The organism is Pseudomonas sp. WSY_20 (genome assembly GCF_043104335.1).
GTDB lineage: Bacteria > Pseudomonadota > Gammaproteobacteria > Pseudomonadales > Pseudomonadaceae > Aquipseudomonas > Aquipseudomonas parafulva_B.
In genome coordinates this window covers 90,621-107,205 of sequence record NZ_JBICKP010000082.1, presented here as the reverse complement: position 1 = coordinate 107,205, position 16,585 = coordinate 90,621, and the positions used below count along the sequence as shown (strand labels likewise).

Sequence of the window (16,585 nt, the reverse complement as noted above, 5' to 3'; positions counted from 1 at the left end):
TAGCTTTTTTGTGTCAGAAAACCCACTTCATCCCACTTCCTGCCACCTGCGCACACTATAGGAATCCGCCCGCAGCACCGTCAAGGCACGTTCGGAAGGAAAAGCCTTACATGACCGAGATTTAGCGCGTTAAAGGAATGTGGAAAGACTATCTGGGGAATAAAAAGACTTGAGAAATCAAATGCGCACAACCCGATGCGGGCCGAACTTAAAGTGATTTATCAAGAGTAAGATTTTTTCGGCATTACAAGATGAGATCTGCTATCGATTCAAGCAGGAGGGAAGAGGTGGAGAGTCGATCTGTAAGCCGGGTTTTGTCGAGGACAGTCATTCCTCTACGACGGCCATCACTGGACGCCTCTAGCAACCTACCCGGTTCCGACGCGGGCCACGCCTGATGGAACCCTATTTGGTCTTGCTCCGAGTGGGGTTTACCTAGCCACGGGCTGTTGCCAGCCGTGCGGTGCGCTCTTACCGCACCTTTTCACCCTTACCGGCACCGAAGTGCTTAGGCGGTTGTTTTCTGTGGCACTTTCCGTAGGCTCGCGCCTCCCAGGCGTTACCTGGCACTCTGCCCTGCGGAGCCCGGACTTTCCTCCCCCCGCCAGCGACACCGCAATGCGGTGGAACTTAAACGGGCAGCGACTGTCCGATCGACTCTCCGGCGCAAAGAGTACCGGCAGATGCTGCCAAGAACAAGCGTTACCGCCTTTTATATCAACTAGCCACTACTGCGCTTTCTGTTTTTCCAGTGCAACTTGATACAGCAGGTTCTTGCGTACGCCCGTTATTTCCGACGCCAGCGCCGCTGCCCGCTTGAGCGGAAGCTCGGCCAGCAGAAGGTCAAGTACGCGCTGCGCTTCTGTGCCGATACCCTGTTCGCCTTCCGGCGCGCTCCAGCCGCCTACCAGTACCACACATTCGCCGCGCTGCTGATTGCTGTCGCCGGCAACGAACGCATGTAGCTCGGACAAAGGCAGGCCCTTGAGGGTTTCAAACGTTTTGGTGATTTCGCGCGCCAGCACCGCTGGACGGTCTGCGCCAAACACCGCCTGCATGTCGTCCAGGCACTCCAGGATGCGATGCGGCGCCTCATAGAAGATCAAGGTACGCGGCTCCTCCTTGACCTGCTCCAGACGGGCGCGGCGCCCCGCTGTCTTGGCGGGCAGGAAACCTTCGAAGATGAAGCGATCCGAAGGCAAGCCTGCCGCTGACAGTGCGGCGATCAAGGCACAGGCGCCAGGCACCGGCACCACGGGCACACCTGCAGCGCGAGCCTGTCGCACCAGGTGATAACCGGGGTCCGAAATCAGCGGTGTGCCTGCGTCAGACACCAGCGCCACATCGTCGCCGGCCAATAGCCGGGTCAGAAAGCGCCCCCCCTCATCCCGCTCGTTATGTTCATGGCAGGCGGCCAGTGGTGTGTCGATGCCGAAGTGTTGCAGCAGGCGGATCGAATGGCGCGTGTCCTCGGCAGCGATCAGTGACACGCTTGCCAGCACCTTCAGCGCCCTGGCACTCATGTCATCAAGATTGCCGATAGGCGTTGCCACCACATAAAGCGTTCCCACTGGGGCGGTCGAAGCCCCGGCCACATCAGTCACTGCACGCACCTGCCATTGAAATCAAAGCAGGCATTGTAGCCCGAGCACCCGCAACAGCGCGCAAAGAAGTTGAACGCCGCTGCGCCACAGCAGGCCTATAGTGAAGCTTCCACACGGCGACATCGCGCCCGGGCCAGCGCTTGGGTACAATCGCCAGCCAACTTGATCGAGTAACAGGACAATTACATGATCGCCTGCCTGCGGCTGCTCACAGCCTTCTGTCTCGCTGCCCTGCTGGCAGCCTGCGCCAGTTCGCCCTCATCCAGCCTTGGCGAGCTGCCCCGTACGCCGGATGCCAGCATCGAGCAACTGCTCGAACGGGCGACCTCCAGCAAGTCTGCCGAAGATGCCGCACTGCTGCGCCTGAGCGCCGCAGACATGGCCTACCAGCAGAAGGACTTCCCGCGCGCCGCACGCATTCTCGAACAAGTCCAGGTAGACACGCTCAAGCCCGCCCAGCAGGTGTTCGCCGTCACGCTGACCGCCGAACTTGCCATGAGCCGCAACCAACCCAAGGCTGCCTTGAGCGCGCTGCAGCATCCCAGCCTGCAGCACGTGCCCGAATTGCCTGCGCAACAGCAGGTGCGCACCTATTCGGTACATGCCGCCGCTCTGGAGGCCGACGGGCAGGCCATGGCCGCTGCCCAGCAGCGTGTGCTGTTGGCACCGCTGCTCAGCGGGCAAGCCGCCAGCGCCAACCACGATGCCATCTGGTCACTTGTCGCCTCGCTGTCGACCGAGCAGCTGCAACAGCCCGCCAACGATCCGGTCCTGGCGGGCTGGTCCAGCCTCGCCCTGGCCGTCAAGGGCGCCGGCACCCTGGAGCAGCAACAGGCAGCCATCGACGACTGGGTCAAACAGCACCCGGATCATCCTGCCGCGAAACAGTTGCCCACTGCCCTCACCAAGCTCAAGGAGCTGGCTAGCCAGCCTCTGACGCGTATCGCCCTGCTACTTCCCCAGGAAGGCCCATTGGCCGGTGTGGCGCGCGCGCTGCGTGACGGGTTCATGGCCGCCCACTTCCAGGCCCAGCAATCCGGGCAACCCGCCCCGTCCGTGCAGATGGTCGACAGCTCCCGCATCGGGTCGCTGGACGACTTCTACCGACAGGCGCAGGCCGACGGCGTGCAGCTTGTCATTGGCCCATTGGAGAAACCCCTGGTCAAGCAATTGGCTGCCAAGCCGCAGCTTCCGATCACCACCCTGGCACTGAACTATGCCGACGCGGGTCAAAAGGCGCCGCCTCAACTGTTCCAGTTCGGCCTTGCCGCCGAGGACGAGGCCCGCGAGGTGTCCCGCAGGGCCCGCGCAGACGGCATGGTCCGCGCCGTTGCCATGGTGCCGAGCGGTGAATGGGGCGATCGTGTCCTGGCCGCGTTCCGTCAGGATTGGGAGAGCAACGGCGGTACACTGCTGGCTGCAGAGCGTATTGCCCAGCCCGTGGCACTGGCCCAGCAGATTGCCGACCTGTTCCAGCTGCGCCAAAGCGAAGGGCGCGCCAAGAGCGTGCAAAGCACCGTGGGCGGCAGCATCGCTGCCCAGCCGGCACGTCGCCAGGACATCGACTTCCTGTTCCTGGCAGCCACCCCACAGCAGGCGCAGCAGATCAAGCCGACGCTGAACTTCCAGTACGCAGGTGACGTGCCAGTCTATGCCACTTCCAACCTGTACAGCGCCAGCGGCGATGTGAACCAGTACAACGACATGAACGGCATCCGTTTCTGTGAAACCCCATGGTTGCTCGACAGCAGCAACAGCCTCCGCCAGCAGGTGGTACAGCAATGGCCGCAAGCGGCGGGCAGCCTGGGCCGCCTGTATGCCATGGGTGTAGACGCCTACAGCCTGGCCCCGCGCCTCGGTCAGCTCAAGGCCCTGCCGGACAGCCGTATCCAGGGCCTGTCTGGCAACCTCGGCATCAATGCCAGCCAGCGCGTTGAGCGTCAGTTGCCGTGGGCAGAGTTCGCCGGCGGCCAGGTCAAGCGCCTCCCTGACACGCCCCGCTGATGACCGCTGCCCCGCCAAGCCATGCTGGGCAAGCGGCGGAAAACCATGCCCTTGAGTACCTTCAAGGGCATGGCCTGAAGCTGATTGACCGCAACTGGCGATGCAAAGGAGGCGAGCTTGATCTGGTCATGCTCGACGCCGATACAGTAGTATTCGTCGAAGTCCGCTATCGGTTGCACGCGCACTTCGGTGGCGCCCTCGGCAGTATCGATCAGCGCAAGCAGAAGCGGCTGGTGCTTGCCGCCAGCCTGTTCCTGCATCAGAAACCTCAATGGGGCGACTGTCCTTGCCGCTTCGACGTGGTCGCCCTTCAAGGCAGCCATCATGCTGGCAAGCCGCTCGAATGGTTGAAAAACGCCTTCGAATGCTGAACCCACTTCGTTCTTTTTGCTCTATGTTTCGCGGGCTGATTACCGTCGCGTGCCGCGACGGCCTCCGCCCCATTTAAGGTCACCAGATGGACATGCAATCCCGAATCCGCCGGCTGTTCCAGGCCAGCATCGATACCAAGCAACAGGCAATGGACATCCTGGCACCGCACATCGAGCAGGCCAGCCTGGTCATGGTCAACGCACTGCTCAACGAGGGCAAGATGCTCGCGTGCGGCAACGGCGGCTCGGCCGGCGATGCGCAACATTTCTCTTCGGAGCTGCTCAACCGCTTCGAACGCGAACGCCCCAGCCTGCCAGCAATCGCGCTGACCACTGACAGCTCGACCCTGACCTCGATTGCCAACGACTACAGTTACAACGAGGTGTTTTCCAAGCAGATCCGCGCCTTGGGCCAACCCGGGGATGTTCTGCTGGCCATCTCCACCAGCGGCAATTCCGCCAACGTCATCCAGGCCATCCAGGCCGCACATGACCGCGAAATGATTGTCGTAGCATTGACGGGCCGCGACGGCGGGGGCATGGCCTCGCTATTGCTGCCAGAGGACGTCGAGATTCGGGTACTCTCGACGGTGACCGCTCGCATCCAGGAAGTCCACCTGCTGGCGATCCATTGCCTGTGCGATCTGATCGACAGCCAACTGTTCGGGAGTGAAGAATGACCCCTATGCGCATTGGCCTCATGGCCTTGACCTTGTGCCTGAGCGTCACCGGCTGCAGTTCGGTACTCAACTCTGCTCGTAATTCGCCCATCGAGGACGACCGAGGCACTCGCACCATTGGCAGCAAGATCGACGATTCACTGATCGAGACCAAGGCATCGGTGAACATCGCCAAGGCAAGCCCGGACCTCGACAAGGGCTCGCACATCGTCGTCAGCAGCTACAACGGCATCGTTCTGTTGGCTGGCCAGACGCCACGCGCCGACCTCAAGAGCCTTGCCGAACAGACGGCCAGCCAAGTCCAGCGCGTCAAGAAGGTGCATAACGAACTGCAGGTCATGCAGCCCTCCTCCATCCTGGCGCGCAACAACGATGCGTGGTTGACCACCAAGATCAAGACTCAGATGCTGGCCGATACAGCAGTACCCAGCTCGCGGATCAAAGTGATCACCGAGAATGGCATCGTGTATTTGTTGGGGCTCGTCACCCAGCAGGAGGCCAATGCCGCCACTGCCGTCGTGCAAAGCGTGTCTGGTGTGCAAAAAATCGTGAAACTGTTCGAGTACATCGACTGAACACTTGAGCACGCCAGGCCGCGCAGGCCCTCGCGCACCTAGCCTATTGCCAGTACTAAAAAGGCGATCCTTGCGGATCGCCTTTTCTTATTTCACCACTTTCAAACTTGGCCGACCGCTCGGGCGCGGTGGCTGCCCGCCGCCTTCTGGCGGCCCATCATCATCAGGCTGCTCCTGATCGTCCTCGATTTCCTCGTCCTCCATCATCGAAGACTCCAACTCGAAAACCATGCCCTGACCATTTTCGCGGGCATAAATACCCAGTACCGCGCCAATGGGCACGAACAACGAATGGGGCACGCCGCCAAAACGGCCTTCGAAGCTGACGGCGTCATTGTCCATGTGCAAACTGCGCACAGCGCTGGGCGACACATTCAGGACGATCTGGCCATCACTGGCAAAACCTTCCGGCACCTGTACTTTCGGGTACTCGGCATTGACCAACATATGGGGTGTGCAATCGTTGTCGACGATCCACTCGTACAGTGCTCGAACCAGATAGGGGCGACTGGAGTTCATCAACAGCTCCTCAAAGCGTGCGCATTTCGCGTTCAACGGACGACAGGCTTGCCTGGAATGACTCCCGGGCGAACTGTCGCTCCATGTAATCCAGCAGCGGCTTGGCTTGCCGCGGCAATTCGATACCCATCATCGGCAGACGCCAGAGTATGGGCAGTAGACAGCAATCGACCAGGCTTTGCTCATCGCTCATGAAACAGGCGAACTCGCCAAACAGCGGCGAGACACCGGTCAGGCTCTCGCGCAGCGCCTTGCGAGCCTCTGCACGGGCAGCCTCACCGGTGCGTGGGTCGAGAATCTGATCAGCCAGGCTGCACCAGTCACGCTGGATACGGTGCATCAGTAACCGGCTATTGCCACGCCCCACCGGATAGACCGGCATCAGCGGAGGATGCGGATAGCGCTCCTCCAGGTACTCCATGATCACCGACGACTCATACAGGACCAAATCCCGATCAACCAAGGTCGGCACGCTGCCATACGGGTTCAGTTCGGCGAGCCGCGGCGGAATCTTGTCGGTATCGACGTCGGTGATGTGCGCGTCAACGGCCTTTTCGGCCAACACAAGGCGAACCCGATGCGAGTATTGATCGGCAGGGTCGGAATAGCAGGCTAACCCATTGGTTACGCCCATGTAGCGCCTCCTCTCGAGGGATGCTTGTAAAACTGTAAATGAAAACGCGCCTGTGGCGCACTGGCATAACAACCAGTGCGCCACAGGCGCGTTCAACAACCAGAGGTTACTGCGTGATCAGTGCACGTCCTTCCAGTATTCACGCTTGAGCAAGTAGGCGAATACGAAGAAGAAAGCCAGGTACAGCAATACATAGGTACCAATGCGCTGGCTTTCCAGTTTGACCGGGTTGGCCGAATAGGCCAGGAAGGTCACCAGGTTCTTGACCTTCTCGTCGAACTGCTCGGTGGTCAGGGTACCGGAATTCGGCGTGATGGTCAGCTGATCGCAGGCTTCATGGGTCAACGGCGTGCCGGTCAAGGGGTCAAATTGTTTCTTGCCGTCCACCACCGTCTGCACCTGCTTGCAGCCGATCACCTGGTTTCCCTGCAGGCCAACCAGCACGTTCGGCATGCCGACGTTCGGGAAGACCTTGTTGTTCACGCCGTAGGGCCGCGATGGGTCTTCATAGAAACTGCGCAGATAGCTGTACAGCCAGTCGGCGCCTCTGACCCGTGCCACCAGGGTAAGGTCGGGTGGCGCGGCACCGAACCAGGTCTTGGCATCGCTGGGTTTCATGCCAATCTGCATGTGGTCGCCAATCTTGGCCCCGGTGAACACCAGGTTTTCAAGCATCACGTCGTGGGGAATGCCCAGGTCATCAGCCACCCGCTCATAGCGCTGGAACTTGGCACTGTGGCACCCCATGCAGTAGTTGGCGAACGTGCGCGCACCGTCCTGCATCGCTGCCTTGTCGCTCAGGTCGATATCGACCTTGTCCAGTTCCACGCCATGCTCTGCAGCAAGGGCGAATGCAGGCATCACTGCCAGGAGAAATACAGCAATCAACTTTTTCATCAGCCAGTCACCCTTTCCGGAACCGGTTTGGTCTTCTCGAGCCTTGTGTAGAACGGCATCAGCAGGAAGTAGGCGAAGTACAGGAACGTGCACACCTGCGACAGCAAGGTACGCCCAGGCGTTGGCGCCAGTACCCCCAGCACGCCGAGGACGATGAAGGCGACGCAGAACACCAGCAGGAAGAGTTTGCTTATCCAGCCCTTGTAGCGCATGGAGCGAACCGGGCTGCGGTCCAGCCAGGGCAGCACGAACAGCACGGCAATGGCTGCGCCCATGGCGATCACGCCCATCAGCTTGTCCGGTACGGCGCGCAAGATGGCGTAGAACGGCGTGAAGTACCACACCGGCGCGATGTGCTCGGGGGTCTTGAAGGCGTTGGCCTGTTCGAAGTTGGGTTTTTCCAGGAAGTACCCGCCCATTTCCGGGAAGAAGAACACCACGGCGCAGAACACGAACAGGAACACGACCACCCCGACGATATCCTTGACGGTGTAGTACGGGTGGAACGGAATACCGTCCAGCGGGATACCGTTTTCGTCCTTGTGCTTCTTGATGTCGATGCCATCGGGGTTGTTAGAGCCGACTTCGTGCAGGGCCAGGATATGCAGCACCACCAGGCCCAGGATGACGATCGGCAATGCCACTACATGCAGGGCGAAGAAGCGGTTGAGCGTGATGCCCGAGATCAGGTAGTCGCCGCGAATCCACTGGGTGATGTCATCACCAATGACGGGAATGGCCCCGAACAACGAGATGATCACCTGGGCACCCCAATACGACATCTGCCCCCATGGCAGCAGGTAGCCCATGAACGCTTCAGCCATCAGCGCCAGGTAGATCAGCATGCCAAACAGCCATACCAGCTCCCTGGGCTTTTGGTAGGAGCCATACAACAGGCCGCGGAACATGTGCAGGTAGACCACGATGAAGAAGGCCGACGCACCCGTCGAATGCAAGTAGCGCAGGATCCAGCCGTATTCCACGTCACGCATGATGTATTCGACTGAGGCGAAGGCCTCTTCGGCCGAAGGCGTGAAACTCATCGTCAGCCAGACCCCGGTGACGATCTGGTTGACCAACACCAGCAAGGCCAGGGAGCCGAAGAAGTACAGGAAATTGAAGTTCTTGGGCGCGTAGTACTTGCTGAGGTGGTCTTCCCACATCTTGGTGGCAGGGAAACGCGCGTCGATCCAGTCCATGAACTTGCTCATCATGCGTTCTCCTGGTCGATACCGATGACGATGATCTCGTCGGACTCGTAGGCATGGGGCGGCACCGGCAGGTTCAGCGGTGCCGGCTGCGACTTGTACACTCGCCCTGCCATGTCGTAGTGGGAACCATGGCACGGGCAGAAATAGCCTCCGACCCATTTGGGACCGAGGTCGACGGGGGCCACTTCCGGGCGGAAGGTGGGCGAGCACCCCAGGTGCGTGCACAGACCAACCAGCACGAGGATCTCCGGCTTGATGGAGCGTACTTGCGGATCGACGTAGGTCGGCTGGTCCGATGCCTGGGAATCAGGGTCTGACAATTCGCCGGTGATTTTCTTGAGGTTGCCGAGGATCTCAGCCGTTCGCCGCACGATGAACACAGGCTGCCCTCGCCATTCTGCGACCATCTGCTGCCCTGGCTCGACCTTAGCGATGTTGACCTTTACCGGTGCGCCTGCAGCTTTCGCCTTGGCACTGGGGAACCATGACCCCACGAACGGTACCGCAGCCCCCACTGCTCCCGCTGCCCCGACCACGGATGTCGCGGCTACGAGGAAGCGGCGCCGGCCTGCGTTGACGCCGTCATTGCTCATTCAGTCCTCTCCCATCAGCTTGCTTGGCCTGTTGAACCAGGCTCGTACCTACGTTGTGTCTGTGGCGCTAAAAATTGGTCGCCATGGTAAGTAACAAAACCACACACTGACAAGGTGATTACCGGGCTGCACGGCCACTACCCACGCTTTGCTTGATCTACGTCTATGGGAAAGGCGCTCACCGACGAGCGGGTAAATTATTTAAGGCAAAAAAAAGCCCGGTTCCAAGGAACCGGGCTTTTTTCGACTGCCGAAGCGGTATTAACGCTTAGAGTACTGAGGACGCTTACGCGCTTTACGCAGACCCACTTTCTTACGCTCGACTTCACGAGCGTCGCGGGTGACGTAGCCAGCACGACGCAGAGCGCCACGCAGGGTTTCGTCGTATTCCATCAGGGCGCGGGTGATACCGTGACGGATCGCACCGGCCTGACCGCTGACACCACCACCGGAAACGGTGACGTAGATGTCGAATTTCTCAACGCTTTCGGTCAGCTCGAGTGGCTGGCGAACAACCATGCGAGCGGTTTCGCGACCGAAGAACACGTCCAGAGAACGGTTGTTGATGGAGATGTTACCAGTACCCGGACGCAGGAATACGCGAGCGGTTGCGGTCTTGCGACGGCCAGTGCCGTAATTTTGAGTCGCCGACATAATGAACTATCCCGTTAGATCTTCAGTTCTTGAGGCTGCTGAGCAGTGTGTGGGTGAGCAGCACCCGCGTACACTTTCAGCTTACGGTACATGTCGCGACCCAGCGGGTTCTTCGGCAGCATGCCTTTGACCGCAGTTTCGATAACACGCTCAGGGGCCTTGGCGATCAACTTCTCGAAGTTGATTTCCTTGATACCACCTGGGAAACCGGAGTGGGAGTAGTACATTTTGTCGGAAGACTTGGCACCCGTCACACGAACCTGCTCGGCGTTGATGACGACGATGTAGTCGCCGGTATCAACGTGAGGGGTGTATTCTGGCTTGTGTTTGCCACGCAGACGGCTAGCGATTTCGGTAGCCAGACGACCCAGGGTCTGGCCAGCGGCGTCGACTACGAACCACTCGCGCTTTACTGTTTCCGGTTTAGCAGTAAAAGTTTTCATTCTCTAAAGCCTCAGAGGCCGCCCAGCGAAAAATAGACGGCGAATCTTACTGGATAGTGCACAGCTTGCCAAGGGCAAGCGCGCAGCCGAACGCTGACGCTTTTGGGGGCTCGGGTCAGGCACGCCAATGTTCGACGGGGTTCTTCCTGCGTGATGGTGCATCACTTCCGCCACGCGGAGAGGGGCTGAATTATCCAGATTGCGGGAAAAATATCAACCTGCTTTGATGAATGACCATAGCCAAGGAGCAAGCAACCGATGGACTACCGTCAGCTGGGTCGCACCGACCTCCAAGTCAGCGCGCTGTGTCTGGGCACCATGACCTGGGGCGAGCAGAACGATCAGACCCAGGCATTCGAACAGATTGCCCGGGCCAAGGCCGCGGGCATCAACTTCATCGATACCGCCGAGATGTATCCGGTACCCCCGCGGCCGGAAACCTATGCCGCTACCGAGCGCATCATCGGTAACTGGTTCGCCCGCCAGGGCGATCGGGACGACTGGGTACTGGCCAGCAAGGTGGCCGGCCCCGGCAATGGCATCAGCCATATCCGCGACGGTCAACTCAGGCACAACCGGCAACACATCGTCGCGGCACTGGAAGAGAGCCTGCGGCGCCTGCAGACCGATCGCATCGACCTCTACCAGCTGCACTGGCCTGAACGCAGCACCAACTTCTTCGGCAAGCTGGGCTACCAGCACCTGGCCCAGGACCATTTCACGCCACTGGAAGAAACCCTGGAGGTGCTCGACGAGCAGGTGCGCGCGGGCAAGATCCGCCACATCGGGCTGTCCAACGAAACCCCCTGGGGCACCATGAAATTCCTGCAGCTGGCCGAAAGCCGTGGCTGGCCTCGGGCCGTCTCTATCCAGAACCCCTACAACCTGCTCAATCGCACCTTCGAGGTGGGGCTTGCCGAAATCGCCATCCGGGAGCAGTGCGGCCTGCTGGCTTACTCGCCCTTGGCCTTTGGCATGCTCTCGGGCAAATACGAAGGCGGCGCCCGCCCGGAGAAGGCGCGGCTGACCCTGTTCAGCCGCTTTGCCCGCTATTCCAACCCACAGACGGTGGCCGCTTGCGAACGTTATGTACAGCTGGCCCGGGACCACGGTGTCGATCCGGCGCAGATGGCCCTGGCCTTCGTTACCCGTCAGCCATTCGTGACCAGCAACATCATCGGCGCTACCAGCCTCGAGCAACTGGACAGCAACCTGGCCAGCCTCGAACTCACCCTCGATGACGAGCTGCTGGCAGCCATCGAGGCCGTTCATCAGGACCAGCCCAATCCCGCGCCCTGAGCACGCACCCAACGCCGCTTGCTTCACGGCTTACCCGTGCAGCGGGCGGCGCGATCTACCAGGCTAGACACGACCCGTAAAAAATAAGACGATCCAGCCAGTGATTGACCACTCCATCCTATAAGAACAATGACAATGATGTTTACCCAACCCTCCGCGTCGTTGCGGCGCGTCAGCATCCTGGCCATTGACAAGGTATTCGCTTCGACCTTGATGCAGGCCAAGGACTTCTTTCACCTGGCCAGCTTGCGCTACGGCAAACAGTTAGGCCTGGGCTTGCAGCCCATGTTCGAGATCCACCTGGTCAGCCCTGACGGGTTGCCGGTCGAGAGCTTCAGCAACGTGCAGCTGCCGGTGGACGGCGGCCTGGATGATGCCGACGTGATTATTCTTCCGGCGTTCTGGGACGATTTTGACAACCTGTTGCAACGTTATCCGCAGGTGCTGCCCTGGCTGCAAGCACAGCATGCCCGGGGCGCCGTGCTGTGTGCAGAGGCCAGTGGCGTGTTCTGGCTGGCCGAGTCGGGTCTGCTCGACGGCAAGGAAGCGACCACGTACTGGCGTTTCTTCGACAGTTTTGCCGAGCGCTTCCCGCAAGTACGCCTGACCCAGGACAAACACCTTACCGACGCCGACAACCTGTACTGCGCCGGCGGCACTACATCGGCCTGCGACCTGTACATCTACCTGATCGAGCGCTTTTGCGGGGCCAATGTGGCGCGGGCCGTCTCGCGCGACATTCTGTACGAAGTGCAGCGCAACTACACGCCGGGACGCATGGGCTTTGGCGGCCAGAAGCTGCACCAGGACCTGATCATCTTGCAGATCCAGCACTGGCTCGAAGAGCACTTCGCCGACAAGTTCCGCTTCGAGGACGTGGCCCGTAACCACGGCATGAGCATTCGCAACTTCATGCGCCGCTTCCAGGGCGCGACCGGGGACAAGCCGTTGCATTACCTGCAACGCTTGCGCATCGAGACGGCCAAGGGACTGTTGTCGAGCACGCGCAAGAGCATCAAGACCATCAGTTACGAGGTGGGCTATGACGATGCCAGCTTCTTTGCCCGGCTGTTTCGCCAGCACACCGACCTGTCGCCGAACCAGTATCGCCAGCAGTTTATGCAAGAAGCCTGAGCGCAATCGGGCTGCCTGACAGCCCACCGCCGGCAATCAGGCGGTGGACTGCCAGGCAGCCCCAGGGTCTCAAGGCTTGTGCGCGCGGGACAGGAATTCGTGAGACTGCATTTCCAGCAGTCGGCTCAGCGTGCGCTGAAACTCGAAGCTCAGGCGCCCACCGGTATACAGGTCCTTGAGTTCCACCTCGGCCGAGATGATCAGCTTGACGTTACGGTCATAGAACTCGTCGACCATGTTGATGAAGCGACGCGCGATGTCATCGCTTGCCACCCCCATCTGCTCGACGTTGCTCAGCAGGACCGCATGGAAGATCTTGCCCAGTTCGATGTAGTCGTTCTGGCTTCGCGGCCCATCGCACAAGGCGCGGAAGTCGAACCAGGCCACATCGTCGCAAGTGCGCAGCGCCTGAATGGGACGGTTCTCGATCATCAGCACGTCGTTCTCGACCGCTGCGGTGCACTCGGGCGTCAGCGCCTTGAAGCTGGCACGCATGCTCTGCTGCGCCGCCTCGTCGAGCGGGTGATGGAACAGTTCGGCCTGCTCAAGGTGGCGCAGGCGATAATCGACACCGCTGTCGACGTTCACCACATCGGTGTACTGCTTGATCATCGCGATGGCCGGCAGGAAGCGTGCACGTTGCAGGCCATCCTTGTAGAGGCCGTCCGGCACGATGTTGGAAGTGGCCACCAGGGAAACACCGTTCTTGAACAGCTCCTCCATCAGGGTGCCCAGGATCATGGCGTCGGTGATGTCCGAGACGAAGAATTCGTCGAAGCAGATCACCTTGGCCTCATCGCTGAAGCGCTTGGCAATGATGGTCAGGGGGTTCTTCTCGCCCTTGAGGGTTTTCATCTCTTCGTGGACACGCTTCATGAAGCGGTGGAAGTGCGTGCGCATCTTCTGCTTGAACGGCAGCGCTTCGAAGAAGGTGTCGACCAGGTAAGTCTTGCCTCGCCCTACCCCGCCCCAGAAGTACAGGCCCTTGACCGGGGTCTGCTCCTTCTTGCCGAACAACTTGCCGAATACACCCGGCTTGTTGTTCTGGGCCTGCACCAGGTCGTCGTACAGGCGCTGCAGGTGACGCACCGCAGTTTCCTGCGCCGCGTCATGAAAGAAATCGGGACGTTTCAGATCTGCTTGATAGCGTTCTAGGGGAGTCATGATTCGTTAGCGAGGCAACAAAAAACGGGCCGTCACTGTAGCGAGCGGCCCGCCTAATGGCAATGCGACTTGCGTCAATATGCCCCATACCGGTAACCAGAGCCCGATGATAGTGCCCTGATCATCAGGCCAGAGGGCGGGCACATTCCGTCCGTCGATCAGTCCTGTTGCGGCTCAAGCGCTGCACGAAGACGCTCGATGGCTGCATCACGGGCTTGTTCGCTGTCGAACGAGGCACCGTCGGCAACCGGCTCACCCTTGAGCCACACACCAAAGCCCAGCCCCTCGGCGCGGATATCGACCCCATCGCCTTGCTGCAACAGCTTGCTTGCGGCACCGGCGCTCTTGCCATCGGCAAAGCTGCGGGACAACAGCAGTTGCTCGCCATCGGCAGCCAACAAGCGGAAGCGGAAGCTGCCGTCTTCGTCCCGGAAGCTGACGAAGCGCGCGCTCTTGGCGACCTTCTTCTTGACGTTCGCCGTGGTCTGCACGCTGCTGCGGAACGAGCGCAGGCCAACGGCCTCGCGCAACTGTTCCAGGAACGGCGTGGCGATGGTGCGCGCCTTGGCCGCGCCTGCCAGGAGGATGTCCTCCAGATCCGCAGGCCGCGCGATCAGCTGATGGTAATACTCGCGCTTTTCCGCCAACTGGCCATCGAGCAGCTGGAACAGGCGCTGCTTGGCTTCGCCCCAACCCAGGCCCTGCTCCAGCTCGGCTCGGAACTCGGCGCACTGTGCAGGCGTGGAGAAGGCCTGGAACAGCGTGAACAGGTGCGCGTCGTCCGGGTTCTTGGCTTCACCCGGCGCGCGCGAGTCCGTCACGATGCGCGAAATGGCATCCTTCATGTCCTTGGCGCTGGTGAACAACGGGATGGTGTTGTCATAGCTCTTGGACATCTTGCGCCCATCCAGGCCGGGCAAGGTAGCCACGCTTTCCTCGATGACCGCTTCCGGCAGTGCGAAGAACTCATTGCCCTGGCCGAACAGGTGGTTGAAGCGCTGGCCGATATCGCGGGCCATTTCCACGTGCTGGATCTGGTCACGGCCAACCGGCACCTTGTTGGCGTTGAACATCAGGATGTCCGCCGCCATCAGCACCGGGTAGCTGAACAGGCCCATGGTGACGCCGGCGTCCGGGTCTTCGCCGTTTTCGACGTTCTTGTCCACCGATGCCTTGTAGGCATGGGCCCGGTTGAGCAAGCCCTTGGCCGCAACGCAGGTCAGCAGCCAGGTCAGCTCGGGGATTTCCGGAATGTCGGACTGGCGGTAGAAGGTCACCTTGTCCGGATCCAGGCCACCGGCTAGCCAGGTGGCGGCGATTTCCAGGCGCGAGCGCTGGATGCGCAGCGGGTCGTCGCACTTGATCAGGGCGTGGTAGTCGGCCAGGAAGTAGAACGAGTCCACGCCAGGCTGCTGGCTGGCTCGGATGGCCGGGCGGATGGCACCGGCGTAGTTGCCCAGGTGCGGAGTGCCGGTGGTCGTGATACCGGTAAGGATACGCGTGGTCATGGGTGTTCGCTTATTCAGGCTTGGCTCAGTTCGAAAGGCGTGGCAGCAGCAGATCCTTGAGGTCGGTCAGCTTGCCATGGAAGAAGTGTCCGCATTCTGCCACTTTCAGCAGCTCATGGGGGCGCGACAGGCTGTCGGACCACTCGTAAACCAGCGTCGGTGAAACGACTTCGTCGGCATCGGGTTGCACCAGGGTCACCGGGCACCGTTGCGGCACGGGAAATTGCTCGGTCAGGCGCATGACGGCCGGGGCGATCATGAACAGATGCTGCAAGGCAACGCCTTCGACTTCCAGGCGGCCAGCCAGGGCGGTCGCCACGAAGCCGCCGAAGGAAAAGCCCATCAGCACCAAGGGCAGCCCGGGATGCGCCGCCCGCAGCCAGGCGGCAGCGGCTTGAGCATCAGCCACCTCGCCTTGTCCCATGTCATGGCTGCCGGCACTCTGCCCGACGCCGCGGTAGTTGAAACGCAGGGTCACATACCCGGTATCCCGGGCCGTGCGTTGCAATGTCGAAACCACCTTGTTGAGCATGGTGCCGCCCTGGACCGGGTTGGGGTGACAGATCAGCACGGCGCCACGGGCGTCTGCCACGTCCAGGTAGAGGGCTTCGAGCGGGCCACTGGGGCCGTCGATGAACAGAGGGGTTTCGCGGACAAGCAAGGCACTACTCCGTGACCTTGGGGGAGGTCGATTCGTCTAGGTGAGGAATTCTGTTCTGATTTGCGATCGCTCGCGGTATACAGCGCAGGTCTGAGCCGTTAACGTAAAGCAAAGCCGTTTATAGAGGAAGGACTCGTGGAACTCTCGCTCCTTGTTTGGTTGTTGCCTACCCTGGCCCTGGTCATCGGTGTGGTCGTCGGTTTCGTCGTGGCGCGCCTGTTGCCCAACGCTGCGCCCAGCAGCAGCCAGCGCCAGCTCGATGACATCCAACAGCGTTTCGACAGCTACCAGAACCAGGTGGTGACGCACTTCAACAGCACCGCCGTACTGGTCAAAAAGCTCAACCAGAGCTATCAGGATGTCCAGGATCATCTGGCCGACGGCGCCAACAACCTGGCCCTGGACGAAGTGACGCGTCAACGCCTGCTGGCAGCGCTGCACTCGGAAAGCTCCCACGGTCCGCACAGTCGCCTGACGCCGCCCAGAGACACCGCCGAAGTGCCGCGCGACTATGCACCGAAAACGCCCAACTCACCGGGCATGCTCGACGAGAGCTATGGTCTGAAGCACTGACATTGAAAAAGGCCTCGGAAGAGGCCTTTTTCAATGCACGATCAACATCAATCCAGGCGCT

General features: G+C 60.6%; 18 protein-coding genes and 1 other RNA gene. 7 read left to right on the top strand and 12 right to left on the bottom strand.

Going from position 1 to position 16,585, the window contains the following annotated elements:
- Positions 1-287 precede the first annotated feature (287 nt).
- An RNA gene (gene rnpB, locus ACF8E5_RS19790) (RNase P RNA component class A) lies at positions 288-661 on the bottom strand.
- 67 nt (positions 662-728) lie between these two features.
- Entirely contained in the window at positions 729-1,604 is an 876-nt protein-coding gene (rsmI, locus tag ACF8E5_RS19785) for a 16S rRNA (cytidine(1402)-2'-O)-methyltransferase (RefSeq protein WP_196135101.1), read from the bottom strand.
- A gap of 186 nt (positions 1,605-1,790) precedes the next feature.
- Between rsmI and ACF8E5_RS19780 the strand changes: the two genes are divergently transcribed.
- The 4 genes from ACF8E5_RS19780 (at position 1,791) to ACF8E5_RS19765 (ending at position 5,234) form a co-directional block, all read left to right on the top strand.
- Entirely contained in the window at positions 1,791-3,608 is a 1,818-nt protein-coding gene (locus tag ACF8E5_RS19780) for a penicillin-binding protein activator (RefSeq protein WP_144964872.1), read from the top strand.
- The gene (locus ACF8E5_RS19775; protein ID WP_196185166.1) at positions 3,608-3,979 is read left to right on the top strand and encodes a YraN family protein; all 372 of its coding nucleotides are present in this window, start codon (positions 3,608-3,610) and stop codon (positions 3,977-3,979) included. The genes ACF8E5_RS19780 and ACF8E5_RS19775 overlap by 1 nt, the downstream gene beginning before the upstream one ends.
- 86 nt (positions 3,980-4,065) lie before the next feature.
- A complete protein-coding gene (locus ACF8E5_RS19770) occupies positions 4,066-4,659 on the top strand; it encodes a phosphoheptose isomerase (RefSeq protein ID WP_197843689.1) in 594 nt (197 codons plus the stop codon).
- Positions 4,656-5,234 (top strand): BON domain-containing protein, encoded by a 579-nt coding sequence (locus tag ACF8E5_RS19765; protein ID WP_058604946.1) that lies wholly within the window; start codon positions 4,656-4,658, stop codon positions 5,232-5,234. The genes ACF8E5_RS19770 and ACF8E5_RS19765 overlap by 4 nt, the downstream gene beginning before the upstream one ends.
- A gap of 87 nt (positions 5,235-5,321) precedes the next feature.
- On the opposite strand, the gene ACF8E5_RS19760 is transcribed toward ACF8E5_RS19765, so the two are convergent.
- The 7 genes from ACF8E5_RS19760 to rplM form a co-directional block, all read right to left on the bottom strand.
- A complete protein-coding gene (locus ACF8E5_RS19760) occupies positions 5,322-5,753 on the bottom strand; it encodes a ClpXP protease specificity-enhancing factor (protein WP_058604945.1) in 432 nt (143 codons plus the stop codon).
- A gap of 10 nt (positions 5,754-5,763) precedes the next feature.
- A complete protein-coding gene (locus ACF8E5_RS19755) occupies positions 5,764-6,387 on the bottom strand; it encodes a glutathione S-transferase N-terminal domain-containing protein (RefSeq protein WP_144964874.1) in 624 nt (207 codons plus the stop codon).
- Positions 6,388-6,504: 117 nt separating this feature from the next.
- Positions 6,505-7,284, bottom strand: coding sequence for a cytochrome c1 (locus ACF8E5_RS19750; protein ID WP_058604943.1), 780 nt, complete (start codon positions 7,282-7,284; stop codon positions 6,505-6,507).
- On the bottom strand, positions 7,284-8,495 hold the full coding sequence (locus ACF8E5_RS19745) for a cytochrome bc complex cytochrome b subunit (protein WP_028687198.1): 1,212 nt from the start codon (positions 8,493-8,495) through the stop codon (positions 7,284-7,286). The genes ACF8E5_RS19750 and ACF8E5_RS19745 overlap by 1 nt, the downstream gene beginning before the upstream one ends.
- Positions 8,495-9,088 carry a ubiquinol-cytochrome c reductase iron-sulfur subunit gene (gene petA / locus ACF8E5_RS19740; RefSeq protein WP_023534417.1) on the bottom strand — a complete coding sequence of 198 codons (594 nt, stop codon included), beginning with the start codon at positions 9,086-9,088 and terminating at the stop codon, positions 8,495-8,497. The genes ACF8E5_RS19745 and petA overlap by 1 nt, the downstream gene beginning before the upstream one ends.
- 261 nt (positions 9,089-9,349) lie before the next feature.
- A complete protein-coding gene (gene rpsI, locus ACF8E5_RS19735; protein ID WP_003251821.1) occupies positions 9,350-9,742 on the bottom strand; it encodes a 30S ribosomal protein S9 in 393 nt (130 codons plus the stop codon).
- A gap of 14 nt (positions 9,743-9,756) precedes the next feature.
- Positions 9,757-10,185 carry a 50S ribosomal protein L13 gene (gene rplM / locus ACF8E5_RS19730; protein WP_003260798.1) on the bottom strand — a complete coding sequence of 143 codons (429 nt, stop codon included), beginning with the start codon at positions 10,183-10,185 and terminating at the stop codon, positions 9,757-9,759.
- 258 nt (positions 10,186-10,443) lie between these two features.
- Here rplM and ACF8E5_RS19725 point away from each other — a divergent pair, with 258 nt between their 5' ends.
- Together ACF8E5_RS19725 and ACF8E5_RS19720 are read left to right on the top strand one after the other, a co-directional pair.
- Positions 10,444-11,484 carry an NADP(H)-dependent aldo-keto reductase gene (locus tag ACF8E5_RS19725; RefSeq protein ID WP_392475699.1) on the top strand — a complete coding sequence of 347 codons (1,041 nt, stop codon included), beginning with the start codon at positions 10,444-10,446 and terminating at the stop codon, positions 11,482-11,484.
- 237 nt (positions 11,485-11,721) lie between these two features.
- Positions 11,722-12,618: a GlxA family transcriptional regulator gene (locus tag ACF8E5_RS19720; protein ID WP_167338593.1), complete on the top strand. Its 897-nt coding sequence runs from the start codon at positions 11,722-11,724 to the stop codon at positions 12,616-12,618.
- Between the two features lie 69 nt (positions 12,619-12,687).
- On the opposite strand, the gene zapE is transcribed toward ACF8E5_RS19720, so the two are convergent.
- The 3 genes from zapE to ACF8E5_RS19705 form a co-directional block, all read right to left on the bottom strand.
- A complete protein-coding gene (zapE, locus tag ACF8E5_RS19715; RefSeq protein WP_058637167.1) occupies positions 12,688-13,782 on the bottom strand; it encodes a cell division protein ZapE in 1,095 nt (364 codons plus the stop codon).
- A 158-nt stretch (positions 13,783-13,940) separates the two neighbouring features.
- Positions 13,941-15,290 (bottom strand): tryptophan--tRNA ligase, encoded by a 1,350-nt coding sequence (locus tag ACF8E5_RS19710; RefSeq protein WP_196121593.1) that lies wholly within the window; start codon positions 15,288-15,290, stop codon positions 13,941-13,943.
- Between the two features lie 25 nt (positions 15,291-15,315).
- Positions 15,316-15,951, bottom strand: coding sequence for an alpha/beta fold hydrolase (locus ACF8E5_RS19705; RefSeq protein WP_326383629.1), 636 nt, complete (start codon positions 15,949-15,951; stop codon positions 15,316-15,318).
- Between the two features lie 135 nt (positions 15,952-16,086).
- Here ACF8E5_RS19705 and ACF8E5_RS19700 point away from each other — a divergent pair, with 135 nt between their 5' ends.
- Positions 16,087-16,524, top strand: coding sequence for a YhcB family protein (locus tag ACF8E5_RS19700; RefSeq protein ID WP_023534478.1), 438 nt, complete (start codon positions 16,087-16,089; stop codon positions 16,522-16,524).
- Positions 16,525-16,585 lie beyond the last annotated feature (61 nt).